The sequence below is a fragment of the Histophilus somni genome (assembly GCF_014202395.1).
GTDB lineage: Bacteria > Pseudomonadota > Gammaproteobacteria > Enterobacterales > Pasteurellaceae > Histophilus > Histophilus somni.
In genome coordinates, this window is sequence record NZ_JACHGQ010000003.1 from 62,455 (window position 1) to 89,219 (window position 26,765).

General features: G+C 34.5%; 25 protein-coding genes, 1 other RNA gene and 1 pseudogene. 11 read left to right on the forward strand and 16 right to left on the reverse strand.

The window, feature by feature from the left end; all coding sequences use genetic code 11:
- The first annotated feature begins 27 nt into the window (after window positions 1-27).
- Window positions 28-2,412 (forward strand): two-partner secretion domain-containing protein, encoded by a 2,385-nt coding sequence (locus HNR69_RS02595; RefSeq protein ID WP_075293744.1) that lies wholly within the window; start codon window positions 28-30, stop codon window positions 2,410-2,412.
- A gap of 137 nt (window positions 2,413-2,549) precedes the next feature.
- On the forward strand, window positions 2,550-5,288 hold the full coding sequence (locus HNR69_RS02600) for a translocation/assembly module TamB domain-containing protein (protein ID WP_075293745.1): 2,739 nt from the start codon (window positions 2,550-2,552) through the stop codon (window positions 5,286-5,288).
- 61 nt (window positions 5,289-5,349) lie between these two features.
- Here HNR69_RS02600 and HNR69_RS09735 read toward each other — a convergent pair.
- From HNR69_RS09735 to HNR69_RS02625, 5 genes and pseudogenes are all read right to left on the reverse strand, one after another.
- Window positions 5,350-5,418 (reverse strand): annotated as a pseudogene (locus HNR69_RS09735) (IS3 family transposase); the annotation flags it as partial.
- A 138-nt stretch (window positions 5,419-5,556) separates the two neighbouring features.
- Window positions 5,557-6,732: an FAD-dependent monooxygenase gene (locus HNR69_RS02610; protein WP_075293746.1), complete on the reverse strand. Its 1,176-nt coding sequence runs from the start codon at window positions 6,730-6,732 to the stop codon at window positions 5,557-5,559.
- A gap of 26 nt (window positions 6,733-6,758) precedes the next feature.
- Entirely contained in the window at window positions 6,759-7,958 is a 1,200-nt protein-coding gene (ubiH, locus tag HNR69_RS02615; RefSeq protein ID WP_075293747.1) for a 2-octaprenyl-6-methoxyphenyl hydroxylase, read from the reverse strand.
- Window positions 7,959-7,985: 27 nt separating this feature from the next.
- Window positions 7,986-9,320 (reverse strand): Xaa-Pro aminopeptidase, encoded by a 1,335-nt coding sequence (pepP, locus tag HNR69_RS02620; protein ID WP_075293748.1) that lies wholly within the window; start codon window positions 9,318-9,320, stop codon window positions 7,986-7,988.
- 134 nt (window positions 9,321-9,454) lie between these two features.
- Window positions 9,455-10,015 carry a YecA/YgfB family protein gene (locus HNR69_RS02625; protein WP_075293749.1) on the reverse strand — a complete coding sequence of 187 codons (561 nt, stop codon included), beginning with the start codon at window positions 10,013-10,015 and terminating at the stop codon, window positions 9,455-9,457.
- A 142-nt stretch (window positions 10,016-10,157) separates the two neighbouring features.
- Between HNR69_RS02625 and HNR69_RS02630 the strand changes: the two genes are divergently transcribed.
- The 3 genes from HNR69_RS02630 to HNR69_RS02640 all read left to right on the forward strand — a co-directional run bounded on the left by HNR69_RS02630 (window position 10,158) and on the right by HNR69_RS02640 (window position 11,319).
- Window positions 10,158-10,457 carry a cell division protein ZapA gene (locus HNR69_RS02630; RefSeq protein WP_011608840.1) on the forward strand — a complete coding sequence of 100 codons (300 nt, stop codon included), beginning with the start codon at window positions 10,158-10,160 and terminating at the stop codon, window positions 10,455-10,457.
- Window positions 10,458-10,538: 81 nt separating this feature from the next.
- A non-coding RNA gene (ssrS, locus tag HNR69_RS02635) (6S RNA) lies at window positions 10,539-10,724 on the forward strand.
- Window positions 10,725-10,752: 28 nt separating this feature from the next.
- Window positions 10,753-11,319, forward strand: coding sequence for a 5-formyltetrahydrofolate cyclo-ligase (locus HNR69_RS02640; RefSeq protein ID WP_075293750.1), 567 nt, complete (start codon window positions 10,753-10,755; stop codon window positions 11,317-11,319).
- On the opposite strand, the gene HNR69_RS02645 is transcribed toward HNR69_RS02640, so the two are convergent.
- Window positions 11,308-12,006 carry a YtjB family periplasmic protein gene (locus HNR69_RS02645; RefSeq protein ID WP_075293751.1) on the reverse strand — a complete coding sequence of 233 codons (699 nt, stop codon included), beginning with the start codon at window positions 12,004-12,006 and terminating at the stop codon, window positions 11,308-11,310. The two genes, HNR69_RS02640 and HNR69_RS02645, sit on opposite strands and share 12 nt — an antisense overlap.
- A 66-nt stretch (window positions 12,007-12,072) precedes the next feature.
- On the opposite strand from HNR69_RS02645, the gene serB reads away from it, so the two are divergent.
- On the forward strand, window positions 12,073-13,026 hold the full coding sequence (gene serB, locus HNR69_RS02650; protein ID WP_075293752.1) for a phosphoserine phosphatase: 954 nt from the start codon (window positions 12,073-12,075) through the stop codon (window positions 13,024-13,026).
- Between the two features lie 16 nt (window positions 13,027-13,042).
- On the forward strand, window positions 13,043-13,534 hold the full coding sequence (locus HNR69_RS02655) for a YajQ family cyclic di-GMP-binding protein (RefSeq protein WP_075293953.1): 492 nt from the start codon (window positions 13,043-13,045) through the stop codon (window positions 13,532-13,534).
- Between the two features lie 96 nt (window positions 13,535-13,630).
- On the opposite strand, the gene HNR69_RS02660 is transcribed toward HNR69_RS02655, so the two are convergent.
- The 4 genes from HNR69_RS02660 to argH form a co-directional block, all read right to left on the reverse strand.
- The gene (locus HNR69_RS02660) at window positions 13,631-14,383 is read right to left on the reverse strand and encodes an energy transducer TonB (protein ID WP_075293753.1); all 753 of its coding nucleotides are present in this window, start codon (window positions 14,381-14,383) and stop codon (window positions 13,631-13,633) included.
- Entirely contained in the window at window positions 14,383-14,772 is a 390-nt protein-coding gene (gene exbD, locus HNR69_RS02665; protein WP_012340286.1) for a TonB system transport protein ExbD, read from the reverse strand. The genes HNR69_RS02660 and exbD overlap by 1 nt, the downstream gene beginning before the upstream one ends.
- 1 nt (window position 14,773) lies before the next feature.
- On the reverse strand, window positions 14,774-15,229 hold the full coding sequence (gene exbB, locus HNR69_RS02670; RefSeq protein WP_011608847.1) for a TonB-system energizer ExbB: 456 nt from the start codon (window positions 15,227-15,229) through the stop codon (window positions 14,774-14,776).
- A 494-nt stretch (window positions 15,230-15,723) separates the two neighbouring features.
- A complete protein-coding gene (gene argH / locus HNR69_RS02675) occupies window positions 15,724-17,097 on the reverse strand; it encodes an argininosuccinate lyase (protein WP_075293754.1) in 1,374 nt (457 codons plus the stop codon).
- Between the two features lie 437 nt (window positions 17,098-17,534).
- Between argH and HNR69_RS02680 the strand changes: the two genes are divergently transcribed.
- Together HNR69_RS02680 and dtd are read left to right on the forward strand one after the other, a co-directional pair.
- Window positions 17,535-18,401, forward strand: coding sequence for a virulence factor BrkB family protein (locus HNR69_RS02680; RefSeq protein WP_011608849.1), 867 nt, complete (start codon window positions 17,535-17,537; stop codon window positions 18,399-18,401).
- Window positions 18,398-18,832: a D-aminoacyl-tRNA deacylase gene (gene dtd, locus HNR69_RS02685; RefSeq protein WP_075293755.1), complete on the forward strand. Its 435-nt coding sequence runs from the start codon at window positions 18,398-18,400 to the stop codon at window positions 18,830-18,832. The genes HNR69_RS02680 and dtd overlap by 4 nt, the downstream gene beginning before the upstream one ends.
- Window positions 18,833-18,879: 47 nt before the next feature.
- On the opposite strand, the gene nanA is transcribed toward dtd, so the two are convergent.
- Genes nanA through HNR69_RS02715 form a run of 6 tightly spaced genes read right to left on the reverse strand, consistent with a single transcriptional unit; the run spans window position 18,880 to window position 23,404 of the window.
- On the reverse strand, window positions 18,880-19,758 hold the full coding sequence (gene nanA, locus HNR69_RS02690) for an N-acetylneuraminate lyase (RefSeq protein WP_075293756.1): 879 nt from the start codon (window positions 19,756-19,758) through the stop codon (window positions 18,880-18,882).
- Window positions 19,759-19,790: 32 nt separating this feature from the next.
- Entirely contained in the window at window positions 19,791-20,660 is an 870-nt protein-coding gene (locus HNR69_RS02695; RefSeq protein WP_075293757.1) for a MurR/RpiR family transcriptional regulator, read from the reverse strand.
- Between the two features lie 34 nt (window positions 20,661-20,694).
- Window positions 20,695-21,165: an N-acetylneuraminate anomerase gene (nanQ, locus tag HNR69_RS02700; protein WP_075293758.1), complete on the reverse strand. Its 471-nt coding sequence runs from the start codon at window positions 21,163-21,165 to the stop codon at window positions 20,695-20,697.
- Window positions 21,166-21,180: 15 nt separating this feature from the next.
- Window positions 21,181-22,059, reverse strand: coding sequence for an N-acetylmannosamine kinase (locus HNR69_RS02705; protein ID WP_075293759.1), 879 nt, complete (start codon window positions 22,057-22,059; stop codon window positions 21,181-21,183).
- Window positions 22,060-22,075: 16 nt separating this feature from the next.
- Window positions 22,076-22,768 carry an N-acetylmannosamine-6-phosphate 2-epimerase gene (locus tag HNR69_RS02710; RefSeq protein ID WP_075293760.1) on the reverse strand — a complete coding sequence of 231 codons (693 nt, stop codon included), beginning with the start codon at window positions 22,766-22,768 and terminating at the stop codon, window positions 22,076-22,078.
- Between the two features lie 45 nt (window positions 22,769-22,813).
- Complete coding sequence (locus tag HNR69_RS02715) at window positions 22,814-23,404, reverse strand: SGNH/GDSL hydrolase family protein (protein WP_075293761.1); 591 nt, start codon at window positions 23,402-23,404, stop codon at window positions 22,814-22,816.
- Between the two features lie 234 nt (window positions 23,405-23,638).
- Between HNR69_RS02715 and HNR69_RS02720 the strand changes: the two genes are divergently transcribed.
- Both HNR69_RS02720 and HNR69_RS02725 read left to right on the forward strand, forming a co-directional pair.
- Complete coding sequence (locus HNR69_RS02720; RefSeq protein WP_041604132.1) at window positions 23,639-24,625, forward strand: sialic acid TRAP transporter substrate-binding protein SiaP; 987 nt, start codon at window positions 23,639-23,641, stop codon at window positions 24,623-24,625.
- 54 nt (window positions 24,626-24,679) lie between these two features.
- Window positions 24,680-26,545, forward strand: a complete 1,866-nt coding sequence (locus HNR69_RS02725; RefSeq protein ID WP_075293762.1) for a TRAP transporter large permease subunit — start codon at window positions 24,680-24,682, stop codon at window positions 26,543-26,545.
- Window positions 26,546-26,765: the final 220 nt, after the last annotated feature.

A 26,765-nucleotide genomic window follows, 5' to 3' on the forward strand; every position in this document is an offset into this window, starting at 1 on the left:
AGGAAATCTTAGTGAAAAGGAGTAGTTATGTATAATGAGAAAAAAGTATTAACAATGGTATATTTATTTGCAGTGATATCCGCTCAAGTAAATGCACAGACCGTGAAAAATGGGGACACGGAGGTAGAAAAGAAGGATGGTTTCGATATAATCAATATTAACACGCCAAACACAAAGGGAGTTTCTGTTAATAACTTAAATGAATTTAATGTTAAAGATAAAGGGACAGTTATCAATAACATTGAGTCTACTCATAAATATAAGACAGTTCATTTTGGTGAAATCGATGGAAATAAAAATATAAAGACTAAAGAAGCAGATATAGCAGTGTTGAATGTGAAGGGGACGAGTAATACAAGCTTAAATTCAACTTTAGAAGCTGCATCATCAAATCCACTAAAAGTATACATAGCTAATGAAAATGGTATAAATGTTGATGGTGGTAAATTTGTAAATATCGACAAATTGGTACTGACTACAGGTGTTGTTGATGACAATGATATGTCAGTGTCGGTTAAAAAAGGTGATGTTAATGTTTCATCAAAAGGAATTAGCGGCGTTAAGGATATATCGATATATAGTGAAAAATTAGATAATAAAGGTAAAATTGCTGCAGAAAACACAAAAATAGTACTAGGACATAGTTCTATAAAAAATAATGAAATATCTTCATTAGATGATAATTATGTGAGTGCGAGTGATTTGGGGGCTATTTATGGGAATGATATACAAATTCAGTCGACGGGGTATACGGATATTAATGTTAACGAATTATTAGCAAAAAATAATATTAATATTAATTCAAAAGGTAAAATTAAAAACAATGGAGATATTATATCTGGAAATAAAATAGATATAACTGCTAAATCGCTTGAAAATAAGGGGGCTGTAGATTTTGGTAATAATACACATGAATTAAAATGGATAGATGCTAAAGGTAATGTCTACACTAAAGAACAATTAGAAAAAGTGTGGAATAAAAGAATGAAACAAACTTTAACACCAGAATATGCATTTCTTTATTTGACGGGTTCTTTATTAAATCAATGGGCTACTGATGAAGAAATGGCAAAAAGGTTAAGCCCAGAGGCTAATATTTTTAAAAGATTTGATGAAGCTTTAAATAAATTTAATGATAAAGATACAAATACTTTTTTAATTAGAAAAGATAAAGAAAAAGTTAAAAATAAACATAAACAAAGAGATTTTGTTAATAAAGGAGATATTTATGCAACTGAGATAGATGATAAAAAAATATTAGAAGCAGTTGCAGTAAGTAATGTTAAAGCCAATCAATCTATTATTTCTTCAAAAAACATTAAAATTAATTTGACTGATGATTTATTAAATCAAGATGCTAGTATAGAAGCTATTGATGAATTAGATATTAAAGCTAAAAAATTAGTTAATAAAAATAGTTTATCAAATGATATAACATTGAATGATGGATATGAAAATTTATCTTGGGATTTAATGGTTTTACAAAAAGATATAAGAGCCAATTATGATATAATTTATGAAAAAGGCTTGGTTTCTGATCAGGCAGCAAGAAAGGCTAAAATAGCTGCTGTGAATAAATCACAAATTAAGGCTAAAAATATGAAATTAGATGTAGATAATATAGAACTTCACGATGATATAAATACAGGAGCATCTATTAAAGCAGATAAGTTAGAAACAAATTCTAAAAAAATAAGTTTAAAAGGTCAAAGTATAGAAGCTAAAGAATATAATATGAAAACTGATGAGCTTGTTTTGAATAATTCAACTATTTATACAGATAATATAGATATTGGTGCTAAAAATGTTAAACTTTTAAGTAAAAAAGATAAGGAAATAGTAATAAAAACAGGTAAAGAAAATTTAACAAAAGAAATTATTTCTAGTTCAGGTATTTATGCTAAGAATAATTTAAAAATTAAATCAAAAGAATTGCAATCAAAAGGTTCAATTATTAAATCTGATAATAAAGCAGAAATTAATGTTGAATTACTAGAAAATCTTGCTGAAAAAGTTACAAAAGATTATAAATCATCTTATGATATTTCTAAAACATTTAGAAAAATTAAACATAACGAAAAAAGTGAAAGAGCGGTAGCTAGTTTTATTTATGCAAAAGATTTAGTTTTAGATTCTAAAAAAACAAATAATGTAGGGAGTTATATTGTAGGTACCGATTCAATAAACTATAAATCGGGTACAACTAAGATAGATGTCTTAAAGATTAATAATGAATTAGACAAAAATTATGGTGTAGATAATGGTATATTAGGTATAAACTATAATAAAGTTAAGAAGATGGAAGATGAAGCAGTTGGGTCTATAGTTTTAAGTAAAGGTGAAATAAAAGCTAAGATTGATAAAGAGCTAGAAATAATTGGAAGTAGCCTTAAAGGAAAAAAATCTTTATAGAAGCTAGTGATGTTAAAATAACTTCTAAAGAACTTGACAAAACAACAGAAACTGAATCAAGACAATTACTTGCTGGGGATTTAAAAGGTGGTTTTGAAAAGAATGCTACTTTAGATAATATATCAGCAAAAGTAGATATGGAATTATATAAAAATGAAAAAATGATAGTTAAAGAAAAAAAACATTCAAAATCAGAAATTGAAGGAGAAAAAGTTACAATAGTAGCTAAAAATGAAAATTCAATAAAAGGTTCTCAAATTAATGCTAATAATTTAGAACTTAAAGGAAAAATAGTTAGAATAGAAGATGATATTTCTAAAACTGAGGTTGAGAAGAATACAGTAACGGTTTCAGCGACTAATAAAATTGCAGTAAATGAAGGAAATTTAGAAAGTGATAATAAATTAATAATTAGTAAAACTAAAGAAAATTTAAATACTGAAACTTCTAATTCCTCAAATATTAATGCTAAAGCTAATGTGAAAATAGAAGCAGACAAAGTGTTAGTGAAAGGTTCTAAAATTGAAGGACAAGAAGTAGAAATAAAATCTAAAGAAAAAGTTGATATAGTTAAATCTCAAACCAAAGAAGATTATAAAAAGGATTCTGAAACAGTTACATTAGGGTCTAATGTTAAATTAGATGCTAAATCTGTTGCAATTATTCAAACCTTAAAGAAAATGTATGATGAAAAAGACAATCTTTCAGGATATGCTTTAAATCCAGTGTCAGGATATCAAAAGATAAAAGAATATAAGGTAATGCTGGAAAAAAATATTGATAACATTAAAGAATTAGTTGCTAATGTTTCAGATAAAAAACTAGATCCTGAATCTTTAGGGGTAACGATGAATGTTGAAAATAGTATTAAATACAATACTAATCATTTAACATCTTCAAAATTTGATAATAATGAAAGTGAAATTAAAGCTGATAAAGTTACAATTAAAACAGAAGAGTTATCATTAGAAGCATCTAAGATTAAAGGAAATGAAGTTAAAATAGAAGCTGAAAAAGTGAGTTTAGAATCTGCTGAGAAAAAAGTAAATTCAAACGAAACAGATGCCAGTGTTCAAGTAGCTATGGTACATGAAATTATAAGTCAAAATACATTATTTAAAGGTGATTCAACTGTTCAAAACAAAGGAAATTATAAAACAGAACATACTTCAAGTAAAATAGAAGCAGAAAAAATAGATTTAAAAGCTAAAGAATTAAAATTACAAAATTCTCAAATAGAAACAAAAGAGGGTAAAGTTGAAACTGATAAATTAAGTGTATATGATAAGGCAGATAAAGAAACTAAATATGGCGTTACTCTAGCAGGTATGTATAATGGAGGTACAAAAATTGGGGTTGGGAGTGCTACAGCTAAAGTAGAGCATGATCAAAAAGTTAAAAATGTATCTATTGTAAAAGTTGAAAATGGTAAAGTTGATGTTAAAAAAGAAGATAAAAAGAAAGATATAGAAGTCAATATTGATGTTAATACTCAATTGGGATTAAATGTAGATCCAAGCGGTGATGTTAAGGGTAAAGCAAGTGGTGGAGCAAAAACTAAGCTAGATTCAAAAGGTAAAAAAATTCAAGGTACAGGTTATGTAGGTGTTATTGGAGATTTAGCTTTTGAAGATGGAAAAATCACAGATGTAAATGTGAGTACTGAGCTTAAAGGAGATTTGACAATTACACCAGAAAAATATGTTGATGAAATAAAATTAAAAGTTAATAATCGTTTATCTATAGATCATGATGGTCAAATAAGTAATGATTTAACTGGTAATTTATCTACTGTTACTCAAATTAATACTGAAAATATCAAAAGCAAATTAAATGTAGGTGTAGACGGTAATCTAGTTACTAAAAATATGGATATAATTCAAGGTGGAATAAAAGGAAATGCTGGTGGAGAAATAGAAGCAATAGTAAAAATAAATGATACCGTCGAATTTAAATTAAGATTGATGGCTGAAGGTAATGTAATTAAGGAACATGGAAAATACATAAAACTAGATTCTGAATTATCGTCAAATGCTAATTTGAATGTAAAAGGTGCAACTAAAAATGTTTCCGGCTACATTAATTTAGCTAATAATTCGAGCATAAAAATTAATAACGAAAATGGCATTAAAGATTATTCAATAGATAATAATGTTGATGGTAATCTAAAGTCTAAAGGAAGTATAGGCGAAAATGTTTCAGGAGACATAGACATAAATTTAAAATCGGATTTATCGAAAAAAATGTCTCAAAATATAACAACTAGTACCGCTGTTATGGGGAACGGAAATCTAAAAGTTGAAGGAAAACTAGAAAATTTAGATGGAAATATGGGATTAAATCTAAATGGAAACGTGGCAGGAAATGAGGCAGGATTACAAGAGTTAACAGGAAATGCTAAAGCTGATGGAAAATTACATGCTCATGGAGTATTGGAAGCGTTTAGTGGGGATGTAACATTAGCTGGAAATACTGAATTAAATGCAAAAGTAAATGAAGCATTGAAATTAAAGGGAAATTTAAGTGGTCATTCTAATATTAGTGTTGAGGGACAGACAGATGTAGTAGGTGGCAAAATTCAATTAAAACCTCAAGTTAATATATCGGGAGATAATGTTAATAAATTAACAACATTTGATACGAGTACTAATTTGAATGGATACATTGAATCGAAAGTGAAAAATGAGTATGTAAGAAACATTAAAGCGAACCTAAATACTATATTCAAAACTAAAAAGTTTGAGGTGGAGACTTTTGAATCAAGTCTTGATAGTGAAGTTAGATCTAAATATAAGGATATAGAATTTAATTTAGCTTCAGGAGAAAGAATATCATTAAAAGACTATATTCAACAAAAAATATCTAGTGATAAATAAAAGTTTAAAGAAAAGAAAATTTTTAAAACAAATTTTGATCTGACACTAAAAAGTTGGACTGCTATTCAAAGGACTGATTTTGATATTGTATCGGACTCAGTCCTTTTAATTGAATCCGTTCTTCGTTGTAATTTAATCAGTTGGTTATTTAGTCCTCCTTTCGGAGGCTTGATCAAAGAGTAGTTTTCTGTTTTATAAAATTTTGGGTAGTGAATAATACTCAACGCCATATCAACCTAATATCAAAACAACATACTGAATAAACAAATTAAAAGGATATTCCTAGTGCTTGTTTCATTATTTGTTCTTTGACGAAACCAAATCGGTTAGTGGTATTTAAACCTATACCACGTACTAACTTTTTCACCGGATTATCGCCGTTAAAGAGTTCTTTTAGTCCCTGCATTGCCACTAACATTTTGACTGCCGCTGTTTTCTGACATCGTTCATAATGACGCAAATATCGGTATTCACCAATATCCATTCTTAAAGCTAAATTTTTGTTAATTTCTTGTGCAAGTATAACAGCATCTTGAAAACCTAAGTTGACTCCAAGTCCGGCTAAGGGGTGAATAGTATGAGCCGCATCTCCTACTAACACAATGCGATGTTTGGCAAAACTACGTGCATAACGTGCAGTTAATGGTATAACTTTGCGTTCTCCACGCACCTCGCATAATCCTAAACGATTGTCAAAAGCTACAGATAAGTTTTTATTAAATTCATTTTCCTCTGCGTTTAAGAGTTCATTGGCTTGTTGTGGCGGTAAAGACCACACTATTGAGCATAAATTTTGTTGATGTAAAGGCAAGAAAGCTAAGATGCTGTCTTTGTTAAAAATTTGTCTAGCACAATTCTTATGCGATTCGGAAGTTTTTACGTTGCAAACTAAAGCATGATGTCCATAATCACGAAAAATGAGCGGAATATCTGCTTGTTTACGCACCCAAGAATTTGCTCCGTCAGCCCCTACAATTAATTTTGCCGATAACATTTGTCCATCATTTGTGGTTAAAATTGCATTGTTTTCGGTGAGTCCTAAATGATGCGGAAGTGCGGTAATAATTTCCACATTTTTTTGCATTTTTACCTTTTGCCAAAGTTGATTTTGAATCAGATGATTTTCAATAATATGCCCTAAATGCTCCAGCCCTAAACTTTGTGTATCAAATTGAATTTGTGCAAAACTATCTTTCTCCCAAACATCCATTTTGTCGTATGCCGTCGCTCTAAAATTCAATAAAGCTTGCCAAACTTCCAAGTTTTGCAACATTTTTTCGCTGGCTAAATTTATTGCACTCACACGATTACTAAGTTGCTCAATCGGTTCTTTATTAGGAAATCCTTCAATTACAGCAATTTTCACAGGGCTATTTCGCAAGCTGGCAGCTAAAGCCAAGCCCACCATGCCTCCACCAATAATTGCAATATCAAATATTTTCATCGTCATTACTCCAAATAAAGATAAGTTTAACACCAGCCTAACGTTGCTTTAGCAAAATACTGTCGCAATAAAGAAGATTGAGCAAATGCCATCAAGCCAAGATTACGCCCAATTTGTAGCGGTAATAAATTATTGGCAAAAATAGAGACTAAACCATCAGTTAAACCAATAATATTACGTTGATCGGGGTTGCGTTGTTTCGCATAGTTTTGTAAAACTTGATATTTCCCCCAATCTTGTTGTTGTAAATAAGCTTGCGATACCACATTTGCCAAACTCATTACATCACGAATACCTAAATTAAATCCTTGTCCGGCGACCGGATGTAAAGTTTGACAGGCATTACCAACTAAGGCAACACGATCTTGAATATGTTGTGCCGCCTTATATAAATTTAGAGGGTAGGCAAAACGTTTACCACACTCTTTCAGTTTTCCCACTCGCCAACCAAAACGTTGTTGTAAGCGGCTTAAAAATTGCTGATCATTAAGGTTTATTATTTCTTGACTATTTTTGACGCACCAAACCAAAGACATTAAATTGTCTTTCATTGGCAATAAAGCGATTGGTCCTTCTTCGGTAAAACGTTCAAAGGCACGGTTTTGGTGAGGTTGTTGTACCAAAATATTACTGATAATAGCAGTTTGTTGATATTCATGCACAAGCTCTTGTGTAATACCCACCGCACTTGCTACGTTGGATTGAGTACCGTCAGCTCCCACCAATAAATGAGTGCTTAAAGTGCGGTGATCTTCTAACTGAATGTTTACTTGCTCAACATTTCGTTCAAGAGAAGAAATAGAAACGGGGGAAAAATAATCTATATTGCTACAATCCTGCATAGCTCGCATCATTACCGCTCCCGCCTGATTTAATTCAATGACAGCGCCCAGAGCCGCAAGACAAAATTCTTTAGCAGAAAACTCTGCAATACCGAAATGCCCTCGGTCTGACACATGAATATGTTTGATAGGTTCACAAAGAGGCGTTAATAATTGCCACAGCGATTGCTTATTCGGCAATAAAATCTGATTGAAACGCCGGCAACTTCCTGATGATAAAGCAATACAGCGAGCATCAAAGCCACCGTGATGATGCTGATGAGGAATTTGTTTTTCCAGTACGGCTATTTTTATTTTACCCTGTGTCTGATAGCTGAGTGCCAATGCTAAACTCGCACCGGTCATACCACCACCGACAATTACAACATCGTAGCGCAAGTGCATATTTTTACCCCTCTTTCTTCACTTAAATTATTGTTGCATCAGATTTTCAATATCCTCAATTTCTTTTGGTACAGCAGAGGTTAAAATTTTATTCCCATTTTCAGTAATCAAAATATTGTCTTCAATGCGAACGCCAATTCCTTTATATTGTTCCGGTACATTTGCATCCGTACCGATATATAAACCGGGTTCAACAGTCAACACCATGCCCGCTTCTAAAGTGCGGTCTCGTTTTTTACTATTTCGATCTCCGTTTTGCACCTCACTGCTGTAGCTTCCTACATCATGCACATCAAGTCCCAACCAATGCCCTAATCCGTGCATATAAAATTGACGATAACTTTGGTTATCAATTAAGGTTTGTACATCGCCAGTTAAAATTCCCAAACGAACTAAACCCTCCACTTTAATTCTTACCACTTCATCATTTGCCTGTTGAATACTATTGCCTGCCACTAACAACTCAATAGCACGTTTTTGTGCTTTTAATACAATTTCATAAATTTCTCGTTGTGCCTGAGTAAATTTACCGTTGACAGGAAAAGTACGAGTAATATCGCCTGCATACATAGCAAATTCACAACCTGCGTCAATAAGCAACAAATCACCATCTTTTAAAATTTGATCATTTTCGTTGTAATGTAAAATACAAGCGTTTTCGCCACCGGCTACGATACTGTTATACGCAACATATCTAGCACCGAAACGATTGAAGTGATGTAGTATTTCACTTTCGATTTCATATTCAAAGCGATTAGGGCGGGTTTGTTGCATTGCGTGAATATGTGCCAAAGCAGAAATTTGTCCTGCTTGTTGTAACAAAGCAATTTCATTTGCTGATTTAAACAAACGCATTTCGTCCACAAGAACTGCCCAATCTAAAACTTGTGCAAATTGCACAGTTTTTCTATTCAGTATATCTTGTAAAAACTCAGTTCCCCAAGGTTGTTGAGCTGAATGGTAATAAAGTGCGGTGATATTTTCCCTCAGTTGTAAAAACTGTGTTTCAAATTCGGCAATATCATAAGCCAAATCCACAGACAACGTTTTCGTTGCATTTTCAATCCCCAAACGTCTTCCGTTCCACGTTTCCATTAAGGGATCTTTGGGCCGCAAAAATAAAATACTTTGTGATTTTTCTGCAGTTTTGATTAAAAGTAAAATACTATCAGGTTCATTAAAGCCTGTTAAATACCAAAAATAACTGTCTTGTCGAAAAGGATAATGACAATCCTGATTACGGATTTTTTCCTGAGAGGAAAAAACGATGGTAATTGAATTATCTTTTAATTGTGCTAATAGTTTCTTACGACGAAAAACAAACTCATCGTTAGGCATTTTTGCCATATAAGCAAGATCCATAAATACTCCTTAATGCTTAAAAAACACACTGAATTCTAGCATAAAAAAACAAGTCATTCGATTGATTAAAAAACAAAGCTAATCTATAAACAGCAGGCAATAAGAAAACAACGCACTTTATTAATTAAGCGAGTTTAGCTAAATACATTGACTAATGTAATACGGTTGTCTTTGTTTCCGTGATTAAAGAATAAAAAGGTAATCGTTCTCACATATTCAATAATTTCTTCTAATGCTTTAGATAACTCCTCTTGATCATCTTTTTCATCATATCCAAGTTGTCCAATAGCTTGTAAATCATCCAGTGCTTCGCCGATTTCGCCTACCTCTTTATTTAAATTAGGCTGATTTAGCCCTAATCCTAATAAAAAATGGTTGGTCCATTCCGACAGAGCATCAGCTCGATCAAAAACATTGTCTTCTTCCGGTAACCAAAGCTCAAAATTAAATTTATCAATATCGGATAAAGTGCGGTCAATTTTCTGATAAATTTGTTCCACTTCTTTCAATAAGGAAGTGGGATACGCATGATCATCATTTGTAAATTGATAAAGAAGATACTGCCAACGTTGATCTGTAATACCACCGCAAATTAAACCGGTAAGAAAACCATGCAATTCAGCCACCGTTAATGCAATATTTGCTTGTTTCAGTTGTTGATTAAATTCCGAATAAATAAGAGGTTTTTCTGACATTTGATATTTCCTTGAAAAATAATATGCCAGTTTATCACTGTTTAACTTCAGCAACCAAGAAACAAAGGGATTTTTATGACGAAAATTTTTTGCTATGGCATAATAAGGACACTTTTAGCTTTTATTATAAATAGGAAAACACATGTCAAAGCTCATTGAATTATCCGTATCAGGGCAAGTACTACGTTTAAATTGTCCTCCGGAACAACACGATGCTTTGCGTCAAGCAGCACATTTATTAGATAATCGTGTTATGGAAATGAGAGAGCGTACCGGTATTTTACAGATGGAAAAAATCCTCTCTATCGTTGCATTAAATTTAAGTTTTGAACTGATGCAGGAACAACAAAAAACTCAAACAATCGAAAATGTCATTAATCAAAAGATTGCTCAACTCGAAGGATCTTTGGAGAATATTTTGGCTCAAAAAACAACTTTTTAAACATAAATCTGTGATCTAATCGTGATAATTTGAAAAATATTCTAGCCAATAAAAATAAATTGCGTTAGTATTGCACTCAAAGATTACCTGAGATGTTTGCCGGCGGATTAAGTCCCTGAGCCGATACTGAAAACTTAATGAATTGGCGTCCTGTTGTTGGTGTGTATGCTTGCTAGCCATGCAAGAAACCTAAAAACAATATTAGCCGATTCCCTTGAACCGTAGGGTTCAAGGACCGAACATCCGCAGCGGCATCTCGGGGCTATTCTTAGTTATCCAGCCAATATATTGTCCCATGAGTATTTCTAATCAACGTCAACAAATACGACAACTTATTCGAGAAAAAAGACAAAAACTGACCGCACTTGAGCAAGCTCAAGCCGAACAAAATATTGCACAAAAAGCCTTGGATGCGATTGAAAAGTTTCGTGCGGAACATATTGCCTTGTATCTTTCTTTTGATGGTGAAATTTCAACGAAATTACTCATTGAACAACTTTGGCAACAAGAAAAAAAAGTTTATTTGCCTGTTTTACACCCATTTTCTCCCGGAAATTTATTATTCTTAGCTTTCCAAAAAGATACACCTATGCACTACAATAAATTCGGTATTTTAGAACCTAAGTTGAATGTGCGAAATGTACTGCCTGTTTCACATTTAGATTTGATTTTTACGCCTTTAGTTGCTTTTGATAAGGATGGAAACAGATTAGGAATGGGGGGAGGATTTTATGATAGAACCCTACAAAATTGGCAAAAAAAATCTTTTGTCCCTGTCGGATTAGCTCATCAAATTCAAGAAGTAGAACGACTCCCCATTGAAAGTTGGGATATTCCTTTAGCAGAGATTTTAACCGGATAATGAACGCTTAAAACGTTTACGGCGGCGATGAAAATTCGCCGAAGCGGTACTTTTTTTTATTGCATGAGTAATAGGCATCATATCAGGCGTTTTTTGTCTTGTGCGACGATGGTAATTCAAAAAATAATGAATGGAATTCACCAATAAAGCACTAGCTAAAAATAGAATGATTAATTCACCATATAACTGATTAAAAATGTGGTTTATTTTACGCTGACTTGCTTGTCTATATTTCATATCAAGAGTAATACGTAAAAAACCCTCAATACCATTAGATGAATAAATCGGTTCAACAATTTGCTGAATATTCGGTTGCGTAGTATTGTTCGCTTTTTGATTTAAGTTCAATTTATCATGCAAACCGACAAAATTCGCACTATGTGCTAACAATTTACCGTTAGCACCATAAACAGAAGCATCAATCACAAATTCTTCTTTCGTAAAGTCGTTCAGTTTTTTGGTCAAAAGGTCCGAATTGGGGTTATCCGCAAAAAGCATAGCAAAAAGATTAGCTTGCTGACGCACTAATAAATTGGATAAGTAGTTCATTTGATTAATTGTTGCTAATTGTGACCCTAATTTAAACTTATTAATCCCAAATAAAATCAAAGATATAATAGTTAGACAAAGCAAAATAATGCCGAGCAACATTCCAATTTTTAGTATTTTTTCTTTTATTAAGCTCAAGTTATTTTCCCTAAAATTATTAAATAGGCTAGAATAAGAACAAAGAAATAATTTACAGGATCTTTTATGCAAACTCAAAACCTAGCGACAATTATCTCTCATTATACGCTATTTCCTTCCCCAATTTTATCAGAAAAACCCACTGTACTTGGAGAAGATTACTTCATTCTCTATGGTAAAAATTTAAATTTGGACAGTTTATTAACTTTTCAACAAAAGTGCGGTGAAAATTTTCTGATTTTAGATTGTTGGAATCGGTTAGATTACACTGTTGCCTTATTCAAAAGCAATTGGCAATCGCAGTACTTAACTGTTGCTCATCAACTGGAACTTGATATTGCATTATTAAATTTTGATGCTCGTTTAAGTCAAGCGGGATTATTAGTTATGGATATGGATTCGACAATTATTCAAATGGAATGTATTGATGAAATAGCCAACCTTGCTGGTACAGGAAAATTAGTAGCCTCCATTACTGAACAGGCTATGCGTGGAGAACTTGATTTTGAACAAAGTTTACGTCGTCGAGTAGAAACGCTTAAAGGAGCACCTGAACATATTTTACAGCAAGTTCGTGATAGTTTACCTTTGATGTGCGGTTTAACCGAGATGTTGGAAGTGTTACAAAAATATGGTTGGAAAATTGCCATTGCATCAGGTGGATTTACTTATTTTGCCGATCATTTAAAAGAAAAATTAAAGCTGGATTATGCGATTTCCAACCACTTAGCGGTTGAGCATGGTTTTCTCACTGGAAAAGTACAAGGTGATATTGTTGATGGAGCATATAAAGCGGAAACGTTAAAATCTTTAGCTCAAAAATGGAATATAGATTTAAAAAATACAGTAGCAATTGGTGATGGTGCAAATGATTTAGCCATGATGAAAGTCGCAAATCTAGGTTGTGCTTTTCATGCCAAGCCAAAAGTTCAACAACAAGCACAAGTTGTGGTAAACTTTGCTGACTTAACCGCACTTTTATGTATTTTAAGTGCAAATGATCGGATTACAAAAAATTAAAATTGAGGAGCATATTATGCCGTCATTTGATATTGTTTCAGAAATTACTCTATATGAAATACGCAATGCAGTAGAAAATGCAAATCGTGTATTAAGTACACGTTATGATTTTCGTGGTGTTGAAGCTACAATTGAGTTAAATGAAAAAGCAGAAACCATTAAAGTTACGACTGAATCAGATTTCCAGTTAGAGCAATTAATTGAAATTCTAATTGGTGCTTGTGTTAAACGTGATATTCAACATAATTCCTTGGATATTCCGGCTGATAGCGAGCATAGCGGTAAATTGTATAGCAAAGAAATTAAGCTAAAACAGGGTATCGAAACAGACATGGCAAAGAAAATCATCAAATTAATCAAAGACGCAAAACTAAAAGTTCAAACCCAAATTCAAGGTGAGCAAGTTCGTGTTTCAGGAAAATCAAGAGATGATCTACAAGCGACTATTCAATTAGTAAAAAATGCGGAATTAGGTCAACCGTTCCAATTTAACAATTTCAGAGATTAATTTCTATTTTTCCTACAGAAACCGCCAACAATATAATTGCACATATTATTGGCGTTTTTTGTATTCAAATTATTACAGTATTCTTAAACTTCAATATTAGTGTAATTTAAAGCTAATAGGTACTGTAATTTGGCTTGGTAGCCCAGCAGGTTTTTGCCCAATACTGCGTGCACTTTGAACCGCACTTAATGCTGCCTTATCCAAATCTTCTGAACCTGAAGATTTGGCAATACTTATTTGACTTAAGCTCCCATCGGTACCAATAGCAAAACTAACAGTAACAATCCCTTGTTTTCGCATCATTTTTGCACGTTGTGGATAACGTTTATGGCGTTCAATTTCACGACGCAACGCACTTTTATAAGCAGCAACTTCATCAGTACTATTTCCTGTTCCAATCAAATTCGGATTAGATGTTGTTACTCCGCCCAAGCCCATAGCCTGCGAATTTACTTTATCGTCAGAATCAATATCTCTATCACCTTTAGGTAAATCTTTTGGCTGTTTTTGTTTTGTACGTTCCTTAGGTTTCTTCTTCGGTTTTTCCTTCGGCTTATCTTTCGGTTTCTCCGGTTCTTTTAATTTTTTCTCTGGCTCAGGTTTAATTGTTGGATCTGCAACTACCTCTGTTACTACAGGATCTGGCTCAGGTTCAGCTACTGGTTCTGGCTTAGAATCATCTACAACCATACCCATTAACATTTCCATTGAGATCTCAGTACCAATCAAATCCGCACTATATCCATTTGCACTGTCATCTGGTTTAGTAAACCAAAAAAAACCGCCAATTAATGCACTATGAAATACAAGCGAGAAGAAAAAACCAAACCAAGAATGATATTTCTTCATTACTTACTTGCCTTTTCTTTCATCGTTACAATAGCAACATTTTTAATTTCGTTTTTTGCCATAATATCTGTCAAGGTTACGAAATCTTGGAAAGTAGATTTAGCATCGACTTTTAATGTCACTTTTTGCTCTTTGTCCCAAGTCGCAATTTCTTGCTCCAGTTCTTCTACTGAAATGGGCTTATCATTAAAAAAAATCTCCCCTTGCTCAGTTACTGTCAATAATTTTGCTAGATCATCGGACTTGAAAGCAACAGTGCTACTTGCTTTGGGTACATTAACTTGAATTTTCCCTTGAGAAATAAAAGAAGCTGTAATTAGCACGATGGCAAGAAGCACCAACATAATGTCAATAAAGGGAATAATATTAATTTCATCAAATTTTTTCACATTACTCACCAATATTTTGCTGACTGTTTAAGGCTTTCCATTTTAGACGGTTAACTTCAACTTTACGTCCTAAACCGTTGTAAAATACCATAGAAGGAATCGCAACGAGAATACCGACTGCGGTTGCTTTTAAGGCAAGAGATAAGTTAAGCATGATAGCAGCGGCATCAATATCCCCTCCTGAGTTACCTAATTCATAGAATGTTAATAAAATTCCAATTACCGTACCTAATAAACCGACATAAGGTGCATTAGAACCAATTGTTGAGATAATGGTCAAATGACGGTTTAAATCAATATCTAACTCATGAATATTCGTGTAACTTTCCACTTTAATTTTGGTCAGATACATAAAACGTTCAACGGAAAACCATAACATAATAAAACTCATTACACCGAGTAAACCCAAAATAATGTAGTCAATATAATGATGTAAAAAATTGAAAAACTGTGACATTGGATAACATTCCTTGCTGATAAAAATTACAAATAAGTTATTGAGAATTAATTTCAATTAGGGTGAGGATTTTAACAAATTTTATTGAGAGATCAAGCTATAATATTAAAAAGAGACTTTTTGAGTACCGCACTTTTTCATCTGTTTTTTATTTTAGTGAAATTTGACGTTTTTTGTTCATACTATGATAAAGCAATTAGAAGAAATGACTAATTGAAATACTGAAAGATAAGACACTAATAATTGACATCCACCCCTGCCTTAAGGCCGGTCGGATGTCAATTTCTCAAAAATTGGCTGATGAAAATTTACTAATTCTACGCACAATGCGATGATTTCATTATTCTCTGCCATTTGTATTGCTTTTTCTAGTTTTTCAAAGGCTTTTTGAAATTCTGTTTCAGCATCATAATGTGAATTTTCTGCTAAAAGGGTATGAGAATAAGCATAGAAAAAAGACGAGCCAATATCGTCTTTTTTCGAAATGAGAGAATCTATTTAAATCTTTTTTTCGCTTCAGCTATCGCTTCAGCTACACGTAGTGGTGAAACTCCGCCTTTTGCACAACGTTTATCCAAACAGGATTGTAAAGATAAGATTTCATAAACATCCTCCTCTATGGCATTACTAAATTGATGGAATTCCTCAATACTTAAATCTTCTAAACCTTTATGTACTTTAATAGCATAAACTACTGTTTCACCCACAATATGATGAGAATCACGGAAAGGTACACCTTTGGCAACTAAATAGTCTGCTAATTCTGTTGAGTTAGAATATCCCTTTAATGCCGCTTCTTTTGTTCTTTCAACGCTAACTTTAATATCTTCTAACACAAAAGTCGCCATATCTACACAATCTTGCCAAGTATCCAACGCATCAAAAATTCCTTCTTTGTCTTCTTGCATATCTTTATTATAGGCAAGAGGCAGGCCTTTCACTGTCATCAACATACCGGTCAAAGCACCGACAACTCTTCCCACTTTGCCTCGAATTAATTCGCAAGCATCGGGATTTTTCTTTTGGGGCATTAATGAAGAACCGGAGGTTACTCGATCCGACAGCTCCACAAAATCAGCCTCTCCACTATTAAAAATGATCATATCTTCAGCGAAACGTGAAAGGTGAGCCATACTTAAAGACGCAGTGGAAAGAAGTTCAATAATATGATCACGATCAGATACACTATCCAAACTATTTCTCGTTGCCATCGCAAAATCCAGATCTTGTGCAAGTAAATCACGATCAATGGCATACGCAGTACCGGCTAAAGCACCACTCCCCAAAGGACAAGTATTCATTCGTTGATAAGCGTCTTGTAAACGACCATAATCACGATCCAACATTTCCACATAAGCCATACACCAATGAGCAAATGTGATTGGTTGAGCACGTTGCAAATGAGTATACCCCGGCATTACTACGTGTTGATTATGCTCTGCTGTTTCCACTAATTTACGTTGCAATTCACGCACGGAATGCTGTAATTCAGTAACACGTTGTTTACACCACATCTTAATATCTAATGCAACTTGATCATTACGGCTACGCCCAGTATGTAGTTTTTTGCCTAAGTTACCTACTTTATCAATCAGTTTACTTTCAACCCAACTATGAATGTCTTCAGCATCATCTTGTAAAATCTTTTGTGGATTTGACCGCACTTCAATTAGTAGTTCACTCAATGCGTTTTCAAGAACTTGCTGCTCTTGCTGAGTTAAAACATTTACGGTAACCAATGCTTTAGACCAACCGATTGAACCCTCAATATCTTGTTCAGCTAAACGATAGTCGAAACGCAATGAGTCGTTAAAATCTTTAAAACGTTTATCTGTCGCTTGTATAAAACGCCCACCCCAAAGTGCCATAATCACATCCTTTTTCTGTTATTATTTGTGGATAAATTTAGTTCTCATTATCTCACACAAAGAAAAGTGCGGTCAATTTAACCTTCACAATCCCTTCTTAATATTACCGCTGACTGTCATATTGATACTAAACGACCTTGATTTTCGCTTGTGTTTTCTTATTGCCATCCAGTACGACATTTTTCTGCTTATTCGGTTAAAGTTAAGAGTTTTGATTTAAATTATGCGTTACATTATTTAAAATTACTGGAATGTGTCATCACATTTAGATGTTTGATTCAAGCAAGAGGACGTTAATGTAATTTATTTAGATCAATAGTGCGGTAGAATTTAAGATATTATTTAATAATAAAGGGTGATAGGTTTATCATGAAAAATTTCCGTTGGTATTTAAGTTATAGGGCGGGAAGATTTAAACATTATTGGAGAAATGTGCAGTGTCAAATTTATGTAGAAACATAAAGGTTTTTTTTAAAGTTTTTTTGTATCGCTTTAAACAAAATAAATTAAATCAAGCAGCAGGCTATTTAACTTATAGTACTACGCTGGCTCTTGTGCCATTGATTATGGTGTTTTTTTCCGTTTTTGCGGCGTTTCCCGTTTTTAATGAAATAACCGGCGAGCTGAAACAATTTATTTTTACTAATTTTGCCCCTTCAACCGGTGATGCCGTTGGAGAATATATTGATCAATTTGTCAATAATTCCAAACAAATGAGTGCGGTTGGAATTATTAGTTTAATTGTTGTTGCTTTAATGCTTATTCATTCTATCGACCGCACTTTAAACTCAATTTGGCTTGATACTAGTGTGCGTCCGGCAATATTTTCCTTTGCAATTTATTGGCTAATTTTGACGCTTGGTCCGATTGTTATTGCGACGAGTATCGGTATTAGTACTTATGTGACTAAATTTGCAACCTATACATTTGAACAAGATTTTGGTTTATCCGTGGGTATAAAACTTCTTAGTTTGATGCCGTTTTTCTTGACATGGTTTATTTTTACCGTGTTGTATATGGTAGTTCCAAACAAAAAAGTGAGTATTATACATTCTGCCGCCGGTGCATTAATTGCAGCAGTTTTCTTTACATTGGGTAAGCAGGCTTTTACTTGGTATATTACAACTTTTCCGTCTTATCAGTTAATTTATGGAGCAATGGCAACGTTGCCAATTATGTTACTTTGGATTCAACTCAGTTGGACAGCAGTTTTATTGGGAGCTCAACTTTCCGCAGTACTGGCGGATATACGTTCACTTGATTGTGGTAATATTCAAATAGAAAAAATTAAGGAAGAAAAATGATTGCATTAATTCAGCGTGTTAGCCATGCTAAAGTGGAAGTCGGACAAAATATTGTTGGGCAAATTGGACAGGGATTGTTGGTTTTACTGGGTGTTGAAAAAGACGATGATCGAAATAAAGCGGATAAGTTGGCTGAAAAGGTGTTAAATTATCGCATTTTCACCGATGAAAACGGCAAGATGAACTTAAATTTACAGCAAATCGGCGGAGAAATATTAATTGTTTCGCAATTTACGCTTGCTGCAGATACGCAAAAAGGGTTGAGACCGAGTTTTTCCAAAGGTGCTGATCCTGAGTTGGCTGAGAAACTTTACCAATATTTCAGTCAAAAGTGTGCGGAGAGAGTGCGGGTCGCAAACGGACAATTTGCAGCCGACATGCAAGTGAGTTTAACTAATGATGGACCTGTAACTTTTTGGTTAAATGTATAATATAAAAATACCGAGTGTTATGCTCGGTATTTTTATTTCTATTTGAATTAAAGGAATTTTTCTTTTAATTCTTTTGCGACAGCAAGTTGTTTTTCAGTCGCTTTTGCTGTCATAGGTTCACGGCAGTAACCTGCATTAACACCTTGAAGTTTAAGGATTTCTTTAATAGTTAAATATAAACCGTTAGCCAGTATACCTTCGATTAAGTCATTTGTAACATGTTGAATCTCAAGTGCTTCAGCAACTTTTCCCGCTTTTGCCAATTCAAATATTTGTCTTGCACGTACACCATTTACATTAAATGTACTACCAATTGCACCATCAACACCTAAAGAGACTGCTGGCAACATCATTTCATCAAATCCTGCCCAAACCAGATGGTTTGGATAGGCTTTTTTCAAGCGTTCCAATAGGTAGAAATCACCGGCGGTAAATTTAACTCCTAATACTTTGGGATTGGCATAGAGTTCACCGAATTGCTCAACGCCCATATTGACACCTGTTAAGAATGGAATTGAGTAAACGATCATATTGTTGCCGGTTTCAGCAATAATCGTTTCGTAATAATGTTTGATTTCGGCAAAGCTGAATTTGTAGTAGAACGGCGTGACGGCGGATAAGCTGTCGTAGCCTAATTCTGTTGCATATTTACCTAACTCAACAGCCTCGTGTAAGTTTACACTACCGACTTGAGCGATTAATGCAACTTGATCTTTTGCTTCCTCTTTGGCAATACGGAAAATTTCTTTTTTTTCTGCAGTTGAGAGCATAAAGTTTTCGCCGGTACTACCTCCGACATATAAACCGTCAATTTTCATTTTATCAATGTTATAACGAACGATCTCACGTAAACCTTTTTCATTTATGGAACCGTCTTCGTTAAAAGACACTAATAATGCACTAAAAATACCTTTTAAGTTTTTCATTTGTTTCTCCTGATATAAAAGGGATTAAAATTTTATTTAATACGTTGTTCTAAAATCACATTAACTGTTTTTTGTTTAGTTTGTACCGCACTTTCTTCTTCCGCTTGAACAATCAAGGTGTAAATTAAGTCCAATACAAAAAGTTGAGCTATTTTTGTACCGATAGAATCGCCTTGTAGCTGCCCTTGTCGATTACCGTTGATTAATACATAATCAGAAACCATAGTGATAGGGGAGCGTAAATTATGTGTAAGAGCGACGGTAACAGCACCGTTTTTCTTGGCAATATTCAATGCTTGAACGGTTTCTTTGGAATAGCCTGAATGACTTATACCGATAACAATATCACTTGAGTTCATTAATGCGGCTTGCATATACATAAAATGATTATTGCTTGTTGCATCAACGTGTAATCCAATACGCATTAATTTATTTTTTGCTTCTTCTGCAGTTAAGCCTGATGAACCGATACCAAACAGGAAGATTCGTTTTGATACACGCATTAATTCAACAACTTTTTCGAGTTGAGCAAAATCCAGCAAATTAACGGTTTCTGAAATGACATTATGAATGACATTTTGCAATTTTTCTGCGATTTGGCTTGTTCCATCAAATTTTGATATATCCGTTTCCAGTAGAGAATTAGATTGTCGATCTTTTGTAGCCAACTCAATCGAAAGTTGTAATTTGAAATCAGTAAAGCCTTTAAAACCTAATGTTCGGCAAAAACGAATAAAGGTTGCTTCTCCGACATCGAATTGTTGTGCAATTTCCGCTAAAGAGTTTTGTCCCAACAACTCTGGAGAAGATAGAACCGTTGTGGCAATCCGTTTCTCTGTTTTTGTTAGGCTATCATACAAAGCACCAATGGTATCCAATATATTACCGCTCGTTGCCGCCATAATTGAGCCTCCTGTTAGCGTTTTTATACTGTTTTTAATCGATTAATGATATCGGTATTTTAACTACCAATTTTTTTAAGTGGGTAACTTGACCATGAACATTACAGCAAGGTTTGTGCGGCTCATAAGGAAAAAATATCGCAAACATTTTCGGACGTAATGTTACCGCACTTTTATGCGGAATATCATCAATTAACTGATAATCGTCTTGCTCATTATAAGCAGTACAGTCTGCTAAATTCGGATATTCAACACCATATTCAATTGTTTCCGCACCGGAAATTAATACTTGAATATCAATATATTGATGATGCAATTCTGCTTTTTTATCTTCAGAAGCCACAGTCGTTGACTCCATGACATTCATATAAATTTGATCGGTTAAATCATGTCGACCTGTGGTCAAATTTTCTAAATCTAATGTATTAAGACGATTGCAAATATCGACCATTACTTGTGGTAAGTTACGCTTAAAATCATCTCTTGTTAAATCACCAAAAATCATTTTTTACTCCTATTATTATGGGGTTTGTTGCATTTTCATCCAATAAGCCGCACCAATTAAACCTGCATCGGCACCGTATTTAGCCGGTGCCAAAATACAGTGATAAAATTTTGGCATGTCGGTTAAATATTCTTGAACGAGGGATAAGTATCCCTCAGCTAATCCAACGCTACCGCCTAAAACAACCTTTTGTACATCTAAACTAATCACCATATCAGCAATTAAGTTAGCAATAGCTTTTGCTGAGGATCGAACAAGTGCGGTTGCTTTTTCATCATTTTTACGGAACAAGTTGAACACTTCTTTCGGATTACAAGGTTTTTCCCACTTATTCGCCTCACGTTCAATTGCTCGCCCCGCCGCAATCGCTTCAACACAACCACGACGACCGCAACCACAAATTGGACCGTTTGGATCTGCCAAAGTATGCCCGATATGACCGGCTATACCATTTAGCCCAGTGGATAATTTTCCATCAAGAATAATTCCTCCGCCAACGCCAGTTGATACCGTGATAAAAATAAAATTTCGTACCGCACTTTGGTCTTGATCTTGGTACTCTGCACAAACAGCAGCCTGTACATCATTTAGCAAGCCAATCGGTTTATCTGTATGGAGAGCAATGCTTTTTTGTAAGGGGAAATCAACCAGCCCACCGAGATTTTTAGGATTAAGTGCGGTTAAAATACCGTTGTTGATAATGCCTGTCGATGCAACTGCAACCGCATCAAACTGTCCCGCATAACTTTGCATAATTTGCTTGATGGCGTGATGCAATGCGACTGTAGGATCTGCTTGTGGCGTGCTGATTTGCTGACGGTTAGAGAGCTTCTTTTCTTCAACAACAGCGGTTGCAATTTTTGTACCGCCAATATCAATTGCTAAGCAACGCATACTTTTTTCCTTAGGTTTAGTAGGATTTAGCTGATTTAACCGAGGTGACGAACCAGCTTACAATATGTTCTAAGCGAGTCAATGCCGAACCAACAGTAACACAATCAGCACCAATTTCAATGGCGGCTTTAGCCAGTTCCGGTGTGTTGTAACGACCTTCCGCCATCACATAACAACCGACAGCTTTTAAATCTTTGACTAATTGATAGTCCGGTTCTTCGGGAATATTGCCGCCAGTATAGCCGGACATTGTACTTCCTATAATATCAAAGCCCAGTTGTTGACAATATAAACCTTCTTTCAGATTTGAGCAGTCCGCCATGGCTAAACACCCCAATTCGTGAATTTTTTTCACCGCACTTTTAATGTCAACAGGACGTTTGCGATCGGTACCGTCAACCGCAATAATATCCGCACCTGCCGCTGCTAAGTCTTCAATATCTTGTAGAAACGGCGTAATCCGTACAGGACTGTCTTCCAAGTCTCGTTTTACAATTGCAATAATTGGTACATTCACGAGCGGACGAGTTGCTTTTAAGTTATCTACGCCTTCAATACGCAAGCCTGCGGCACCACCAATAATGGAGGCTTGAGCCATCGCTGCAACAATTTCCGGTTTATCCATAGGACCGTCATCTACGGGCTGGCAAGAAGCGATCAATCCACCTTGAATAGCGGTTAAAACTTGTTTATGTGATAATGTTGACATATAAAACTCCAAACTATGGGAATAACTGAACGTTATTCCTTTTCTTTATAAATATTGCGTTAATTTACGGGTTAGTACCTCGTAACCTTTCGGATTGAAATGTAGACCGTCGGTACATAAAGTTAAATCTAATTTTCCGTCTTTACCCACAAAATCCTGCCAAGTATCAATAAATGTTAAACGTTCAGGACAGTTTTCTCGTAAATAGTCATTTAACGCCATAATGGAAGAGTTATCTGTTGTAGCAATATTATTTATCGGTGTTGCTTCCAATAGAAAGAATTCGGATTCAGGGGAAATTTTGACTAAGGCTTGCCAAATATCACAGATCCAATCCAATACTTTGGCGTGAGAATACTCAGGCTCTTTAACAATGTCATTCACCCCTAAGAAAATAAAGACTTTTTTACCTAAATAGTTAATCAATTGAGGTTTAATAATAACATCTAAATATTGTCTAGCACTGACACCCGAAATACCTAGGTTGGCAACACGTTTGCCTCTTAGTTGAATTTCTGGTGAAATATCACTCCACATATCAAAGAGTGAGTGTCCAACTAAGGTAATATCAGCTTGCTTTTCAAATTCCGCTTTTTTAACTTGATAACGGTTGAAAATATCTTGATCTGTCAGCAATTTTCGGTCCTTAATTTAACAATATTGATTAATATTGGAACGAATTATATAAAAAAATTGAATTTTCTCGCAATGTTATTTGGTGTTTTACTCCAAAATTTATTTAAATTTGTGTGCCACGTCACAATTCTGAAATAAAACTCTATAAATATATTTTAAAATGATTTTTTGTTTTTAGAATATACTTTCAGCAACAGTGCTTTTCCCTTCATATTTTTAATAGGAGAACTTACGATGAAATTTGAAAAACTCGCTCTTGCAACTTTAGCGTTGAGTATGTCTGCCTCTGTTTTTGCAGCAGATTATGAGCTGAAATTCGGTATGGTTGCAGGTACCAGTTCCAATGAGTACAAAGCGGTTGAATTTTTTGCGAAAGAAGTAAAAGAAAAGTCCGGCGGTAAAATTGAAATTGCAATTTTCCCAAGTGCACAACTTGGTGATGACCGTACAATGTTAAAACAACTTAAAGACGGTTCTTTAGATTTTACATTAGGTGAAACTGCCCGTTTTCAAATCTTCTTCCCTGAAGCGGAAGTGTTCGCATTGCCTTATATGCTTCCAAACTTTGAAATCAGTAAAAAAGCATTACTTGAAACCAACTTCGGTAAGGGGTTAATCCAAAAAATTAATAAAGAGTTAAATCTTGAGTTATTGTCTGTAGCTTACAACGGTACTCGCCAAACTACATCTAATCGTGCAATCAACAGCATTGCAGATATGAAAGGCTTAAAATTACGTGTACCGAATGCGGCAACTAATTTAGCTTTTGCAAAATATGTAGGTGCTTCTCCGACACCAATGGCATTCTCGGAAGTGTATTTGGCGTTACAAACCAATGCTGTAGACGGTCAGGAAAACCCATTACCAACTGTCCAAGCACAAAAATTCTATGAAGTGCAAAAATATTTAGCTTTAACTAACCATATCTTAAACGATCAGCTTTACTTGGCAAGTCGTGAAACTTTAGAGGATTTACCGGAAGATTTGCAAAAAGTAGTTAAAGAGGCAGCTGAGAACGCAGCAGAGTATCACACTAAATTGTTCAAAGAGGGTGAAAAAAATTTAGTTGCGTTTTTCAAAGAGAAAGGTGTTACTGTAACTACTCCGGATGTAAAACCGTTCCGTGATGCGTTAAAACCTTACTATGATGAATACTTAAATAAAAATGGTGCGTTAGGGAAACAGGCAATCGAAGAAATTTCAACTCTCATTAAAAAATAAAAAATGCCCTTTCCCTAGTGAGGGAAAGGGATAGCTTTTTTGTTCGGAGTATGTATGAAAATAATGAACAAGTTAGAAGAATGGATTGGCGGGGCATTATTCCTCGCAATTTTCCTGATTTTGATTGCACAAATTGTTGCACGTCAAGTTATTCATATGCCACTTATATGGTCGGAAGAATTAGCACGTTTGCTGTTTGTTTATACGGCATTATTGGGGATCAGTATGGCGGTACGTGCACAACAACACGTCTATATTGACTTTATTACCAATTTAATGCCGCTGACAATCAAACGTATGGCGATGACCTTTGTTCAATTATTAATTTTTGTCTCAATTATTCTGTTTATCTACTTAGGCTATGGCGTTTGGGCTGATGCAACTTTCCCTATGGAAGCATTAAAAGCTACCTTTGGAACGGAAATTACGCAAAAATGGCTCTACGCAGGGTTGCCGATTATTGCATCTTTGATGTTATTCCGTTTTTTAGAAGCTCAAGCAGAAAACTTTAGAAACAAAGCCACTTACTTGCCTATTTCTTTTTTCCTTGTAAGTGCGGTCATTATTTTTGCGATTTTATATTTTCAGCCGGAGTGGTTTAAATCTCTGCGTATTTCCAACTATATAAAATTCGGTAAAAATGCCGTTTATATCGCTTTAGCGGTTTGGTTAGTGATTATGTTCTTAGGCACGCCTGTAGGATGGTCATTATTTATTGCCGCTTTACTTTATTTTTCAATGACACGTTGGAATATCACTTATTCCGCATCGGGTAAATTAGTTGATAGCTTAGACAGCTTCCCGTTATTGTCCGTACCGTTTTTTATCTTAACCGGTATTTTGATGAATACCGGTGGTATCACTGAGCGTATCTTTCATTTTGCAAAAACGTTATTAGGACACTATACCGGTGGTATGGGACATGTAAATATCGGTGCCAGCTTAATTTTTTCGGGTATGTCAGGATCTGCTTTAGCAGATGCTGGCGGTTTAGGTCAATTGGAAATCAAAGCGATGCGTGATGCAGGCTATGATGACGATATTTGCGGTGGTATTACTGCTGCCTCCTGTATCATCGGTCCGTTAGTTCCGCCAAGTATTGCAATGATAATCTATGGTGTTATTGCTAATGAATCCATCGCAAAGCTATTTGTAGCAGGTTTTGTACCTGGCGTGTTGGTTACCATCGCATTGATGGTCATGAACTACTATGTTTCTAAAAAACGTGGTTACCCTAAAACACCAAAGGCGAGCAAAGCAGAAGTTTGTGCCGCATTTAAAGACACATTTTGGGCAATTTTGACACCGTTTTTGATTATTGGTGGTATTTTCTCCGGTTTATTTACACCGACAGAAGCGGCGGTCGTTGCTGCTGCATATTCCGTAATTGTAGGAAAGTTTGTTTATAATGATTTGAATCTAAAGAATTTCCTCAAAAGCTGTGTAGAAGCGGTATCTATTACCGGTGTAACCGCATTAATGGTAATGACAGTCACTTTCTTCGGTGACATGATTGCCCGTGAACAGGTTGCGATGAAAATTGCGGAAATTTTTGTTGCTGTTGCAGATTCGCCTATCACAGTGTTAATTATGATCAATTTGCTTCTCTTATTCTTAGGAATGTTCATTGACGCCTTGGCACTACAATTTTTAGTGTTGCCAATGTTGATTCCAATTGCGATGCAATTTGGTATTGATCTTGTCTTTTTTGGGGTTATGACTACATTAAATATGATGATTGGTATTTTAACCCCTCCAATGGGAATGGCGTTATTTGTCGTTGCTCGGGTGGGTAATATGCCTGTAAGTGTGGTAGCAAAAGGCGTTTTACCTTTCTTGATACCAATTTTTATGACCTTAGTATTGATTACGATTTTCCCACAAATCATTACATTTATACCTAACTTGCTAATGCTTTAGCAGTAAAACTGGGGATTGAAAAGATAGAAGTCGGTTTATGATCGACTTCTGAAGAAATCTATTTTTCAATGTATATCTGGATAGGTATTTATTTTTACTCAACTTAAATAAGCAATTAAGCAATAATGTTCTATATTATCATTCGATAAATTAATTTATCTTAATAAAAGATTACCAATCAATACAAAACTCCTGTACAATATCTCAGCTTTATTTTTCC

Coding starts and splice junctions, on each gene's coding strand:
- HNR69_RS02595 (WP_075293744.1), top strand. CDS start 28: ATGTATAATGAGAAAAAAGTATTAACAATGGTATATTTATTTGCAGTG.
- HNR69_RS02600 (WP_075293745.1), top strand. CDS start 2,550: ATGGAATTATATAAAAATGAAAAAATGATAGTTAAAGAAAAAAAACAT.
- HNR69_RS02610 (WP_075293746.1), bottom strand. CDS start 6,732: ATGAAAATATTTGATATTGCAATTATTGGTGGAGGCATGGTGGGCTTG.
- ubiH (WP_075293747.1), bottom strand. CDS start 7,958: ATGCACTTGCGCTACGATGTTGTAATTGTCGGTGGTGGTATGACCGGT.
- pepP (WP_075293748.1), bottom strand. CDS start 9,320: ATGGATCTTGCTTATATGGCAAAAATGCCTAACGATGAGTTTGTTTTT.
- HNR69_RS02625 (WP_075293749.1), bottom strand. CDS start 10,015: ATGTCAGAAAAACCTCTTATTTATTCGGAATTTAATCAACAACTGAAA.
- HNR69_RS02630 (WP_011608840.1), top strand. CDS start 10,158: ATGTCAAAGCTCATTGAATTATCCGTATCAGGGCAAGTACTACGTTTA.
- HNR69_RS02640 (WP_075293750.1), top strand. CDS start 10,753: ATGAGTATTTCTAATCAACGTCAACAAATACGACAACTTATTCGAGAA.
- serB (WP_075293752.1), top strand. CDS start 12,073: ATGCAAACTCAAAACCTAGCGACAATTATCTCTCATTATACGCTATTT.
- HNR69_RS02655 (WP_075293953.1), top strand. CDS start 13,043: ATGCCGTCATTTGATATTGTTTCAGAAATTACTCTATATGAAATACGC.
- HNR69_RS02660 (WP_075293753.1), bottom strand. CDS start 14,383: ATGAAGAAATATCATTCTTGGTTTGGTTTTTTCTTCTCGCTTGTATTT.
- exbB (WP_011608847.1), bottom strand. CDS start 15,229: ATGTCACAGTTTTTCAATTTTTTACATCATTATATTGACTACATTATT.
- argH (WP_075293754.1), bottom strand. CDS start 17,097: ATGGCACTTTGGGGTGGGCGTTTTATACAAGCGACAGATAAACGTTTT.
- dtd (WP_075293755.1), top strand. CDS start 18,398: ATGATTGCATTAATTCAGCGTGTTAGCCATGCTAAAGTGGAAGTCGGA.
- nanA (WP_075293756.1), bottom strand. CDS start 19,758: ATGAAAAACTTAAAAGGTATTTTTAGTGCATTATTAGTGTCTTTTAAC.
- HNR69_RS02695 (WP_075293757.1), bottom strand. CDS start 20,660: ATGGCGGCAACGAGCGGTAATATATTGGATACCATTGGTGCTTTGTAT.
- nanQ (WP_075293758.1), bottom strand. CDS start 21,165: ATGATTTTTGGTGATTTAACAAGAGATGATTTTAAGCGTAACTTACCA.
- HNR69_RS02705 (WP_075293759.1), bottom strand. CDS start 22,059: ATGCGTTGCTTAGCAATTGATATTGGCGGTACAAAAATTGCAACCGCT.
- HNR69_RS02710 (WP_075293760.1), bottom strand. CDS start 22,768: ATGTCAACATTATCACATAAACAAGTTTTAACCGCTATTCAAGGTGGA.
- HNR69_RS02720 (WP_041604132.1), top strand. CDS start 23,639: ATGAAATTTGAAAAACTCGCTCTTGCAACTTTAGCGTTGAGTATGTCT.
- HNR69_RS02725 (WP_075293762.1), top strand. CDS start 24,680: ATGAAAATAATGAACAAGTTAGAAGAATGGATTGGCGGGGCATTATTC.